This is a genomic window from Variovorax sp. FG153 (assembly GCF_057809595.1).
Window position 1 is genome coordinate 37963 of sequence record NZ_JBMDKG010000062.1, and the last position, 12690, is coordinate 50652.

At 69.7% G+C, this 12690-nt stretch carries 9 protein-coding genes and 1 pseudogene; all 10 read left to right on the forward strand.

The genetic code is table 11. The features are described from left to right. The first annotated feature begins 218 nt into the window (after positions 1-218). The 10 genes and pseudogenes from ACODT0_RS38180 to ACODT0_RS38225 all read left to right on the forward strand — a co-directional run bounded on the left by ACODT0_RS38180 (position 219) and on the right by ACODT0_RS38225 (position 12547). Positions 219-1463, forward strand: a complete 1245-nt coding sequence (locus ACODT0_RS38180) for a CmpA/NrtA family ABC transporter substrate-binding protein (protein WP_489043675.1) — start codon at positions 219-221, stop codon at positions 1461-1463. A gap of 10 nt (positions 1464-1473) precedes the next feature. After that, complete coding sequence (gene ntrB, locus ACODT0_RS38185) at positions 1474-2397, forward strand: nitrate ABC transporter permease (RefSeq protein WP_489043676.1); 924 nt, start codon at positions 1474-1476, stop codon at positions 2395-2397. Next, on the forward strand, positions 2394-3203 hold the full coding sequence (locus tag ACODT0_RS38190) for an ABC transporter ATP-binding protein (protein WP_057592150.1): 810 nt from the start codon (positions 2394-2396) through the stop codon (positions 3201-3203). Before ntrB ends, ACODT0_RS38190 begins: the two co-directional genes overlap by 4 nt. A gap of 90 nt (positions 3204-3293) precedes the next feature. Then, positions 3294-4594 (forward strand): annotated as a pseudogene (locus ACODT0_RS38195) (FAD-dependent oxidoreductase); the annotation flags it as partial. Further along, positions 4580-7309, forward strand: coding sequence for a nitrate reductase (locus ACODT0_RS38200; protein WP_489043680.1), 2730 nt, complete (start codon positions 4580-4582; stop codon positions 7307-7309). The pseudogene ACODT0_RS38195 and the gene ACODT0_RS38200, both read left to right, overlap by 15 nt. A gap of 87 nt (positions 7310-7396) precedes the next feature. Continuing rightward, positions 7397-8302 carry a DNA-binding protein YbiB gene (gene ybiB, locus ACODT0_RS38205; protein ID WP_489043677.1) on the forward strand — a complete coding sequence of 302 codons (906 nt, stop codon included), beginning with the start codon at positions 7397-7399 and terminating at the stop codon, positions 8300-8302. Next, positions 8299-9111 (forward strand): uroporphyrinogen-III C-methyltransferase, encoded by an 813-nt coding sequence (gene cobA, locus ACODT0_RS38210; protein ID WP_261212585.1) that lies wholly within the window; start codon positions 8299-8301, stop codon positions 9109-9111. The genes ybiB and cobA overlap by 4 nt, the downstream gene beginning before the upstream one ends. Positions 9112-9194: 83 nt before the next feature. Continuing rightward, entirely contained in the window at positions 9195-10298 is a 1104-nt protein-coding gene (locus tag ACODT0_RS38215; protein ID WP_489043678.1) for an ABC transporter ATP-binding protein, read from the forward strand. Between the two features lie 58 nt (positions 10299-10356). Beyond that, a complete protein-coding gene (locus tag ACODT0_RS38220; protein ID WP_057592145.1) occupies positions 10357-11625 on the forward strand; it encodes an ABC transporter substrate-binding protein in 1269 nt (422 codons plus the stop codon). 4 nt (positions 11626-11629) lie between these two features. Further along, complete coding sequence (locus ACODT0_RS38225) at positions 11630-12547, forward strand: ABC transporter permease (protein WP_413762928.1); 918 nt, start codon at positions 11630-11632, stop codon at positions 12545-12547. Positions 12548-12690 lie beyond the last annotated feature (143 nt).

A 12690-nucleotide genomic window follows, 5' to 3' on the forward strand; every position in this document is an offset into this window, starting at 1 on the left:
AAACCACGCGCGGCAGGGCTGGCACGCGCTTTGCTCAAGACATTTCATGAGGCTTTCGGGCCTCCAGGCAGAGGGCCCCCAATGGCGGGGGCCGTCCACCGACCCGGACAAAGGCGTCCTTATCCCGCGGGGCTGGCTCGTTTGCGAGCAGCCCCCGCGGTGGTGAGGACGCCTTTTCGTTTTTGTCTTCCGCCTTTCTCTTCGCAGGAGTCCGCCCCATGTCCGATCCGCTGCAAACCAAACTGAGCCGGCGCCGCGTGCTGCAGGCCGCCGCCATCGGCGCCGTCGGGATCGATCCCGCACTGCGCGCCGCCGTCTGGGCCCAGGGCTCCGACAAGCCCGAGAAGGAGGAAGTGAAAATCGGCTTCATCCCGCTGACCGACTGCGCCAGCGTGGTGATGGCCTCGGTGCTGGGCATCGACAAGAAGTACGGCGTGAAGATCGTGCCGAGCAAGGAGGCGAGCTGGGCCGGCGTGCGCGACAAGCTGGCCAACGGCGACCTCGACATGGCGCACGTGCTCTACGGCCTGGTCTACGGCATGCACCTGGGCCTGAGCGGCCCGAAGAAGGACATGGCCGTGCTCATGACCCTCAACAACAACGGCCAGGCGATCACGCTGTCGAAGAAGCTGGCCGACAAGGGCGCGGTCGACGCGGCCTCGCTCGCCAGGCTGATCGCCAGCGAGAAGCGCGAATACACCTTCGCCCAGACCTTCCCCACCGGCACCCACGCGATGTGGCTCTACTACTGGCTCGCCTCGGCCGGCATCGACCCGTTCAAGGACGTCAAGAACATCACCGTGCCGCCGCCGCAGATGGTGGCCAACATGCGCGTGGGCAACATGGACGGCTACTGCGTCGGCGAGCCCTGGGGCCAGCGCGCGATCATGGACGGCATCGGCATCACGGCCATCACCACGCAGGACATCTGGAAGGACCATCCCGAGAAGGTGCTCGGCACCACGGCCGAGTTCGCGAAGAAGTATCCGAACACCGCGCGCGCCGTGACCGCCGCCGTGCTCGAGGCCGGCAAGTGGATCGACACCGGCCTGCAGAACAAGAACAAGATGGCCGAGACCATCGCCGACAAGAGCTACGTCAACACCAGCGTGGACGCGATCAACCAGCGCATCCTGGGCCGCTACGTCAACGGCCTGGGCAAGAGCTGGGACGACCCCAACCACATGAAGTTCTACAACGGCGGCGCGGTCAGCTTCCCCTACCTGTCCGACGGCATGTGGTTCCTCACGCAGCACAAGCGCTGGGGCCTGCTCAAGGAGCATCCCGACTACCTCAAGGTCGCGACCGAGATCAACCGCATCGACATCTACAAGCAGGCCGCGGCCGCCACGCAGACGCCGGTGCCCAAGGACCCGATGCGCAGCAGCAAGCTGTTCGACGGTTCGGTCTGGGACGGCAAGGACCCGAAGAAGTACGCCGAGTCCTTCAAGCTCCATGCATAGGGAGAACACCATGGTCAGCGCAGTCTTCCATTCGCCGCTCGAGGCGGTCGCCGCGCCGTCGGCCCCGGCCCTCGCGGCCAAGCCGGCGGCCGCCACCGCGGCCGCCGTTCGCCCCCTGCCCGCGCCCGAGCCGCGGGTGCGCACGCCGCTCGATTTGCGCGCCTTCTGGATGCGCGTGCTGCCGCCGCTCGCGGGCTTCGGCCTGCTGCTGCTGGTGTGGGAGATCGTGGCCATGCGCAGCACCACCGGCTTTCCCTCGCCGCTGACGGTCTGGCAGCAGGCGCTCACGGTGTTCAGCGATCCCTTCTACAGCAAGGGCCCCAACGACCAGGGCGTGGGCTGGAACGTGCTGTCCTCGCTGCAGCGCGTGGCGCTGGGCTTCGGCCTCGCGGCGCTGGTCGGCATTCCGGCCGGCTTCGCGATCGGGCGCTTCGAGTTCCTTTCGCGCATGTTCAATCCGCTGATCAGCCTGCTGCGCCCCGTCTCGCCGCTGGCCTGGCTGCCGATCGGCCTCCTGGTGTTCAAGGGCGCCAACCCGGCCGCGATCTGGACCATCTTCATCTGCTCGATCTGGCCGATGGTCATCAACACGGCCGTGGGCGTGCAGCGCGTTCCGAGCGACTACATGAACGTGGCCAAGGTGCTGAACCTCAGCGAATGGAAGATCCTCACCAAGATCCTGTTCCCCGCCGTGCTGCCCTACATGCTGACCGGCGTGCGGCTGGCCGTGGGCACCGCCTGGCTGGTGATCGTGGCGGCCGAGATGCTGACCGGCGGCGTGGGCATCGGCTTCTGGGTCTGGGACGAGTGGAACAACCTCAACGTCGCCAACATCATCATCGCGATCTTCGTGATCGGCATCGTCGGCCTGGTGCTCGAGTTCGCGCTGATCAAGCTCGCGACGGCCTTCACGTTCGAAGAGGTGAAATCATGATCGACGAGTCGAAGTACATCGAGATCCACGGCGTCGAGCAGGCCTTCAAGACGCCCAAGGGCCGCTTCGTCGCGCTGCGCGATGTGAACCTGAACGTGGCCAAAGGCGAGTTCATCACGCTGATCGGCCATTCGGGCTGCGGCAAGTCCACGCTCTTGAACCTGATCGCCGGGCTCACCACGCCCACCGCGGGCGCGCTGCTGTGCGCCAACAAGGAGATCAAGGGCCCGGGCCCCGAGCGCGCGGTGGTGTTCCAGAACCATTCGCTGCTGCCCTGGCTCACCTGCTTCGAGAACGTCTACCTCGCGGTCGAGCGCGTGTTCGCCGCCACCGAGAACAAGGCGCAGCTGCGCGCGCGCACCGACGCGGCGCTGGCGCTGGTCGGCCTCACGCCCGCCGCGCAGAAGCGCCCCGGCGAGATCTCGGGCGGCATGAAGCAGCGCGTGGGCATCGCGCGCGCGCTGTCGATGGAGCCCAAGGTGCTGCTGATGGACGAGCCCTTCGGCGCGCTCGACGCCCTCACGCGCGCCAAGCTGCAGGACGAGCTGCTGGCCATCGTGCAGAAGACGCGCAGCACGGTGGTGATGGTCACGCACGACGTGGACGAGGCCGTGCTGCTGAGCGACCGCATCGTGATGCTGACCAACGGCCCGGCCGCCACCATCGGCGAGGTGCTCACGGTCGACATCCCGCGCCCGCGCAACCGTGTCGAGCTCGCGGAGGATCCCGTCTACGTGCATGCGCGCAAGGCCGTGATCGACTTCCTCTACACGCGCCAGGGGCACGTGGAGAAGGCCGCGGCCTGACCCGGGTACGAGCCGGGCCGCCCGGCACGTCGGTGCACACCAGCGCCCCGCCCGCTCGATATCCGCTCGGTCGCAGAAAGGCAGGGCCCCATGAAGAAGATGAAACTCGTGCTGATCGGCAACGGCATGGCCGGCGTGCGCACGCTCGAGGAGCTGCTGAAGATCGCGCCCGGCCTCTACGACATCACGGTGTTCGGCGCCGAGCCGCACCCCAACTACAACCGCATCATGCTGTCGCCGGTGCTCGCGGGCGAGCAGACGCTCGACGAGATCGTGCTCAACGGCTGGGACTGGTACCTCGACCACGGCATCGCGGTGCATGCCGGGAAGAAGGTGGTCGAGGTCGACCGCGTGAAGCGCATCGTGCGCGCCGACGACGGCACCGAGGCCGCCTACGACCGCCTGCTGGTCTGCACCGGCTCCACCCCCTTCATGCTGCCGGTGCCCGGCAAGGAGCTCGAGGGCGTGATCGCCTACCGCGACATCGCCGACACCGACTGCATGATCGAGACCGCGCGCACGCACCGCCATGCGGTGGTGATCGGCGGCGGCCTCTTGGGCCTCGAGGCCGCCAACGGCCTGATGCGGCGCGGCATGGAGGTGACGGTGGTGCACGTCATGCCATGGCTCATGGAGCGCCAGCTCGACGAAACCGCGGCCCGGCTGTTGCAGCAGTCGCTCGAGGAACGCGGCCTCAATTTCAGGATGGGCGCGCAGACCCAGGAACTGGTCGGCGGCGAGCACGGCCGCGTCACCGCGATCCGCTTCAAGGACGGCAGCGAGGTCCCGGCCGACCTGGTCGTGATGGCCGTGGGCATCCGCCCCAACGTCGAGCTGGCCGAGCGCATGCGGCTGCACTGCCACCGCGGCATCGTGGTCACCGACACCCTGCAGACCGTGACCGATGCGCGCATCTACGCGGTGGGCGAATGCGCGGCGCACCGCGGCATCGCCTACGGCCTGGTGGCGCCGCTGTTCGAGCAGGCCAAGGTGGCGGCCAACCATCTCGCGCAGCTCGGCATCGGCCGCTACCAGGGCTCGCTGACCTCGACCAAGCTCAAGGTCACGGGCATCGACCTGTTCAGCGCGGGCGAGTTCATGGGCGGCGAAGGCACCGAGGAGATCGTGCTGAGCGATCCCTTCGGCGGCGTCTACAAGAAGCTGGTGCTCAAGGACGACAAGCTGGTGGGCGCCTGCCTCTACGGCGACACGGTGGACGGCAGCTGGTACTACGCGCTGGTGCGCGAAGGGCGCAGCGTGCAGGAAATCCGCGACCGGCTGATGTTCGGTGAAGCCGTTGCCAGCGAGGACGAACCGAAGGCGGCCGCATGACCGACACCCGCTCCACCTGCCCCTACTGCGGCGTCGGCTGCGGCGTGATCATCGAGTCCGAGGGCGCGCAGATCACGGGCGTGCGCGGCGACCCCGACCACCCGGCCAACTTCGGCCGCCTCTGCACCAAGGGCTCGACCCTGCACCTGACGGCCAGCGCGCCGATCACGCGCCAGACGCGGCTGCTGCGCCCGATGCAGCGCGCGCGCCGCGGCGAGGCACCGCAGCCGCTGGACTGGGATGCGGCGCTCGAGCAGGCGGCCGGCCGCTTCGCGGGCATCGTGCAGGCGAACGGCCCCGACGCGGTCGGCTTCTACGTCTCGGGCCAGCTGCTCACCGAGGACTACTACGTCTTCAACAAGCTCGCCAAGGGCCTGGTCGGCACCAACAACATCGACACCAACTCGCGCCTGTGCATGAGCAGCGCGGTGGCCGGCTACAAGCAGACGCTGGGCGCCGACGCGCCGCCCGCCTGCTACGACGACCTGCGGCACGCGCAGTGCCTGTTCATCGTCGGCAGCAACACCGCCTGGGCCCATCCGATCCTGTTCAGGCGCATCGAGGACGCGAAGGCTGCCAACCCGGCGCTGAAGATCGTGGTGGCCGACCCGCGCCGCACCGACACGGTGGAGATCGCCGACCTGTTCCTGCCGCTGCAGCCGGGGACCGACGTGATGCTGTTCAACGGCATGCTGCACCTGATGCTGCGCGAAGGCTGGATCGCGGCCGACTACATCGCGGCCCACACCAGCGGCTTCGAGGCGCTGAAGGCCACGGTAGGCGACTGCACGCCCGAGACGGTGGCGCGGGTCTGCGGCCTGTCGACCGCGCAGCTGTTCGAGGCGGCCCGGCTGTTCGCCACCTCGCCGGCCACGCTGAGCCTGTACTGCCAGGGCCTCAACCAGTCCTCGAGCGGCACCGCGAAGAATGCCGCGCTGATCAACCTGCACCTGGCCACGGGCCAGATCGGGCGCGCGGGCGCGGGGCCGTTCTCGCTCACCGGCCAGCCCAATGCGATGGGCGGGCGCGAGGTCGGCGGCCTCGCGAACCTGCTGAGCGCGCACCGCGACCTCGCGAACCCCGCGCACCGCGCCGAGGTGGCAGCGCTCTGGGGCGTGCCCTCGGTGCCCGCGCGGCCCGGCAAGACGGCGGTCGAGATGTTCCAGGCCGCGGCCGACGGCGAGATCCGCGCGCTGTGGATCGCCTGCACCAACCCGGCCCAGTCGATGCCCGACCAGGCCATGGTGCGCCGCGCGCTCGAGCGCGCCGAGTTCGTGGTGGTGCAGGAAGCCTTCGCCACCACCGCCACCTGCGCCTACGCCGACCTGCTGCTGCCGGCCACCACCTGGGGCGAGAAGGAAGGCACGGTCACCAACAGCGAGCGCCGCATCTCGCGCGTGCGCCCCGCCGTGCCGCCGCCCGGCGAGGCGCGCCACGACTGGTCGATCGCGGCCGAATTCGCGCGCCGGCTCGAGGCGAGGCTGGGCCGCGCGGCCACGCTCTTTCCCTACGAGAACGCCGAATCGGTCTGGAACGAGCACCGCGAATCGACGCGCGGGCGCGACCTCGACATCACCGGCCTGAGCTGGGCGCTGCTCGAGCACGCCGGCCCGCAGCAGTGGCCGCTGCGCGAGGGCGAAACGGCCGGCCGCGCGCGGCTCTACGAGGATGGCGTGTTCCCCACGCCCGACGGCCGCGCGCGCTTCGCCGACACCGTCTACCGCCCGCTGGCCGAGCCACGCGAGCCGCGCTGGCCGTTCTCGCTCAACACCGGCCGTCTGCGCGACCAGTGGCACGGCATGAGCCGCACCGGCAACGTCGGCCGGCTGTTCGGCCACGTGGCCGAGCCCGCGGTGCAGATGAACCCGCAGGACATGGCGCGGCGCGCGCTGCGCGAGGGCGACCTGGTGCACCTGAGCTCCAGGCGCGGCTCGATCCTGCTGCCCGCGCGCGCCAGCGAGGAGATCGCGCCCGACCAGGCCTTCGTCGCGATGCACTGGGGCGGTGAGTACCTGGGCGGCTCGTCCTCCAGCGGCACGCCGCTCGCGGGCATCAATGCCGTCACCACGCCGGCGTACTGCCCCATCTCGAAGCAGCCCGAGCTCAAGCACGTGCCGGTCAAGATCCTCAAGGCCGAGCTGCCCTGGTCGCTGCTGGCCATGGCCTGGCTGCCCGACGACGACGCGCTGGCCGCGCGCCGCGCGCTGCAGGCGCTGATGGCGGCCTTCCCGTTCGCGGCCTGCGTGCCCTTCTCGGGCGCCGACGGCAGCCGCGGCGGCCTGCTGTTCCGCGCCGCCGCCTACGAGGCGCCCGACGACGCCCTGCTCTCGCGCATCGAGGGCCTGCTGGGCCTGCAGGCGCCCGACACCCTGCGCTATGCCGACCGCCGCCGCGGCCAGCGCCGCGCGGCGCGGCTGGCGCGCCGGGCCGACGGCGCGCGGCTCGAGGCCTTCCTGCTGGGCGGCGACACCAGCGCCGAGGCCTGGATCGCCACCGTGCTGCGCGAGGAGCTGCCGGCGCAGGACTACGGCCGGCTGCTGCTGTCGCCCGGCGCGCGCGCGCCGGTGGCGGTGCAGTCGCGCGGCAAGACGGTCTGCACCTGCTTCAACGTGACCGACCTCGCGATCGAGCGCCAGCTGCGGCGCTGCGACGGCTCGCCCGCGGAACGGCTGGCAGCCCTGCAGGGGGCGCTGAAATGCGGCACCAACTGCGGCTCCTGCATTCCCGAACTCAAGCGGCGGGTGCGCTCGACGCCGGTGGAGGCGCTGGCGTGAGCCGTTGCACCCCATTTCCCTCCAGCCGGACCAGGCATAAGCGAACTCTCATTCCGGCATAAGCCTTGCGGGACAATCCGCCTACCCATGGGAATCAGCCACTACATCAAGGAAATCGGCCGGGGCGCACGCGGCGCCCGGCCGTTGTCGCGCGAACAGGCCTGCGACCTGTTCGGCCAGGTGCTCGACGGCACCGTCACCGACCTCGAGATCGGCGGCTTCTGCCTCGCGATGCGGATCAAGGGCGAAACGCCCGAGGAGATGGCCGGCTTCCTCGATGCCACGCATGCGCGGCTGGTGTGCTTTCCCGCCACCGAACGCCCGCTGGTCGTGCTGCCCAGCTACAACGGCGCGCGCAAGCTGCCGGTGCTCACGCCGCTGCTGGCGCTGCTGCTGGCGCGCGAGGGCCTGCCGGTGCTGGTGCACGGCAGCGCCACCGAAACCGCGCGCGTGCTGGCCTCCAACGTGCTCGAGGCGCTGGGCATCGCGCCGCTGGCCGCGGTGCGCGAAATCGCCGCCGGCGAGGCCGCCTTCGCCGCCACCGAGCTGATGAGCCCGGGCCTCAAGCGGCTGCTCGACGTGCGCCGCGTGGTCGGCCTGCGCAACCCGGGCCACAGCGTGGTCAAGCTGATGCAGCCCGGCGCCGGCGCCTGCGTGGTGGTCGGCAGCTACACCCATCCCGAATACGCGCGCGTCATGGCCGACACCTTCGAGCTCACCGGCATGACGGCGCTGCTGTCGCGCGGCCTCGAGGGCGAGGTGGTGTCGGACCCGCGCCGCACGGCCCGGATCGACGGCTTCGTGCGCGGCGTGCGCACCGAGCTGCAGGCCCAGCAGCCCGGCACCGACCCCGAGGTGCCCGGCCTGCCGAAGGACATCGACGTCGCGACCACGGCCGACTACACGCGCCGCGTGCTGGCCGGCGAGCTCCCCGTGCCCGAAGCGATCGCCACGCAGGTCCGGCACATCACGCAACTGGCATCCCACGCATGACAACGAACGCCCCCACCCCCTCCCTCATCGCCGGCCGCTGCACGCTGGTGGGCGCCGGCCCCGGCGACCCCGAGCTGCTGACCATCAAGGCGGTGAAGGCGATCCAGGCCGCCACGGTGCTGCTGGTCGACGACCTCGTGAACGACGCCATCGTGCAGGCCCATGCCCGGCCCGATGCGCGCATCGTGCACGTGGGCAAGCGCGGCGGCTGCAAGAGCACGCCGCAGGCCTTCATCGAGCGGCTGATGATCACCGCGGTGCGCGAGGGCGAGACGGTGGTGCGGCTCAAGGGCGGCGACCCCTTCATCTTCGGCCGCGGCGGCGAGGAGGTCGAGCACCTGCGCGAGGCCGGCATCGAATGCGCGGTGGTCAACGGCATCACGGCCGGCCTCGCGGCCGTCACCGCGCTGGGCGTGCCGCTCACGCACCGCGACCATGCGCAGGGCGTGGTGTTCGTCACCGGCCATGCCAAGACGGGCGCCGGTGCCGCCGACGATCCGACCGACTGGCGCGCGCTGGCCGCGACCGCGCACGGCGCGCGGCTCACGCTGGTGATCTACATGGGCGTGTCGGGCGCGGCCCATATCGAGCACGAGCTGCTGCACGGCCTGCCGGCCGACACGCCGGTGGCCGTGATCCAGCATGCGAGCCTGCCGCAGCAGCGCCACGTCGCGACCACGCTGGGCCGGCTGCAGCGCGGCATCGCCGAGGCCGGCCTCGCGAGCCCGGCGGTGATCGTGGTGGGCGACGTGCTGCGCGGCCTGGCCGCCGCCGGCCTGCCCGCGGACGCGGACCGCTTCGGCACCTGACCCCGGCGCGCGCCGTACGCCCTAAGGCGTAGAGGCGGCCCCGCCCGGCGGCCGCGGGCATGGATCGTGCTCGGCCACGGGCAATGAATGCCGTCGCCACGCCCGTCCCCGCCGCCATCGAGATCGTCGCGCTGAGCAAGCGCTACGCCCCGGGCACCCCGGCCGCCGTCGACCGGATCGACCTGCGCATCGCCAGCGGCAGCTATTGCTGCCTGCTCGGCCCCTCGGGCTGCGGCAAGAGCACCACGCTGCGCATGATCGCGGGCCACGAGTCGGTGACCAGCGGCGACATCCTGCTCGACAACCGCAACATCACCGACCTGCCGGCCGCCGCGCGCGGCACGGCGATGATGTTCCAGAGCTTCGCGCTGTTCCCGCACCTGTCGGCCACCGACAACGTGGCCTTCAGCCTCAAGATGAAGGGCGTCGCCAAAGCCGAGCGCCAGCAGCGCGCCAATGCGCTGCTCGAGCGCGTCGCGATGGGCCACCTGGCCGCGCGCAAGCCCGGCGAGCTCTCGGGCGGCCAGCAACAGCGCGTGGCGCTGGCGCGCGCGCTGATCACCGAGCCGCGCGTGCTGCTGCTCGACGAGCCGCTGTCGGCGCTCGACCCCTTCCTGCGCATCCAGATGCGCGCCGAGCTGCGGCGCTGGCAGAAGGAGCTGGGCCTGACCTTCGTGCACGTCACGCACTCGCAGGAGGAGGCGATGGCGCTGGCCGACACCATGGTGGTGATGAACCACGGCGTGATCGAGCAGGTCGGCTCGCCGCACGCGGTCTACAACCATCCGGCCAGCGAGTTCGTGGCGCGCTTCATGGGCGGCCACAACGTGCTCGACACGCCCGCCGGCTCGATCGCGGTGCGCAACGACCGCATGCGGATCGCGCCGGCCGCCGAGGCGTCGGAAGGCCTCGCCGCCACCGTCACCGACGTCGAATATCAGGGCACCTACGTGCTGCTGGGCCTCGCGCTCGACGCGGCCGCGCCCGGGCGCGCGAACGTGTCGGTGCAGCTCGGCGAGGCCGCGTTCCTCGCGCGGCCCTATGCGCTCGGCGAGGCCGTGCGGCTGTCCTGGGCCGAGGTCGATGCGCGCGTGCTCGGGCCGGGCGCGAAGCCACCGGGCGAACGCGCGCCGCAGCCCGCCGCCGCGCTGCGCGACGACACGGCGGCGATCGCGATGACGCTCTGAGCCCCCTCCTTTCTTTCTTCCCTTCCGCGTTCCTCCACTTTCTTTCAGGAGACCCAGCATGACCGACATCATCGACCCGACCCTCGGACTCAAGCGCCGCACGCTGCTGCAAGGCACGGCCGGCATCCTGGCCACGGGCATCGCGCCCTTCGTGCATGCGCAGGACAAGGTGGTGCTGCGCTACCTCGGCACGGCAGTGAACCAGGACAAGGCGATCGCCGAGAAGTTCAAGGCCGACACCGGCATCGAGATCCAGTACGTGGCCGTGACCACCGACGACGTGACCAAGCGCGCGGTGACCGCGCCCAACAGCTTCGACCTGATCGACACCGAGTTCTTCTCGCTCAAGAAGATCGTGCCGACCGGCAACCTCAAGGGCATCGACAGCAAGCGCGTGAAGAACGCCGACAAGATCACCTCGCTGTTCACCAAGGGCGAGGTGGCGGGCAAGAAGGTCGGCGACCAGGGCACGGCGCCCGTGAAGGTGATCTACCTCGAGGGCGAGAAGAGCAAGGCCTTCGCCAAGTCGGCCACGCAGTTCATGTCGCTGATCCCGACCACCTACAACGCCGACACGCTGGGCATCCGCCCCGACCTGATCAAGCGCCCGATCGGCTCCTGGGCCGAGCTGCTGAACCCCGAGTTCAAGGGCAAGACCGCGATCCTCAACATCCCCTCGATCGGCATCATGGACGCGGCGATGGTGGTGGAGGCCAAGGGCATCCACAAGTACGCCGACAAGGGCAACATGACCAAGGCCGAGATCGACCTCACGATCAAGACCTTGATCGAGGCCAAGAAGGCCGGCCAGTTCCGCGCGCTGTGGAAGGACTTCAACGAGTCGGTGAACCTGATGGCCTCGGGCGAGGTGGTGATCCAGTCGATGTGGTCGCCGGCCGTGACGGCCGTGCGCAGCAAGGGCATCGACTGCACCTTCCAGCCGCTCAAGGAGGGCTATCGCGCCTGGGCCTCGGGCTTCGGCCTGCCGGCCACGCTGTCGGGCAAGAAGCTCGACGCGGCCTACGAGTTCATCAACTGGTTCCTCGACGGCTGGGCCGGCGCCTACCTCAACCGTCAGGGCTACTACAGCGCGGTGCTCGACACGGCCAAGACCAAGATGGAAGCCTACGAATGGGCCTACTGGATGGAGGGCAAGCCCGCGGCGCAGGACATCAAGAGCCCGCAGGGCGACGTGATCGCCAAGGCCGGCGCGGTACGCGACGGCGGCAGCTACGAGCAGCGCATGGGCGGCATCGCCTGCTGGAACGCGGTGATGGACGAGAACGAGTACATGGTCCGCAAGTGGAACGAGTTCGTCGCGGCCTGATCCCGTGAGTGCACCCACCACCCGCGCGAACGCCGCCACCGCGCCCCTGCATGCCGTGAAGGCGTGGTGGCAGGCGGCGCCGTTCGCGCTGGTGTTCCTGCTGTTCTTCCTGGTTCCGCTGGCGCTGGTGGCGATGGTGAGCCTGTGGAACTTCAACGAGTACGAGCTGATCCCGGCGTTCACGCTGCGCAACTACCTGAGCCTGTTCGAGGGCTGTTCGCGGCTGACCGACAACGGCGATCTCTGCGTGACGCTCAACACCTACCTGAGCACCTTCAAGTTCTGCCTGCTGGTCTGGGGCATCACGCTGCTGATCGGTTTCTCGGTGGCCTACTTCCTGGCCTTCCACGTGCGCTCGTCGACGGTGCAGACGGTGCTGTTCGTGCTGTGCACTGTGCCGTTCTGGACCTCGAACGTGATCCGCATGATCTCGTGGGTGCCGCTTCTGGGCCGCAACGGGCTGGTGAACCAGGCGCTGATGGGCCTGGGGCTGGTGCAGCAGCCGGTGGAGTGGCTGCTGTTCTCCGACTTCTCGGTGGTGCTGGCCTTCGTGCACCTCTACACGATGTTCATGATCGTGCCGATCTTCAACAGCATGATGCGCATCGACCGCTCGCTGCTCGAGGCCGCGAACGACGCGGGCGCCTCGGGCTGGCAGACGCTGTGGAACGTGGTGGTTCCGCTGTCGCGCACGGGCATCCTGATCGGCTCGATCTTCGTCATCACGATCGTGATGGGCGACTTCGTGACCATCGGCGTGATGGGCGGCCAGCAGATCGCCTCGATCGGCAAGATCATCCAGGTGCAGACCTCGTACCTGCAGTTCCCGCTGGCGGCGGCCAACGCGATGATCCTGCTGGCCGTGGTGCTGATGATCATCTGGGGGCTGACGCGGCTGGTCGACATACGCAAGGAGCTCTAGGTGGCTTTCTTGTGTTGCCGATTTCGACCTGCGGGGCGCGCTCGCGTCGACGGGGTGCTCTGCTCCGCGAATGTCCCCCGGCCTTCGGCCTCCTCCTTGATTTCGCTGCGCAGAGCACCCCATCGACGCGAGCGAGGCGCAGC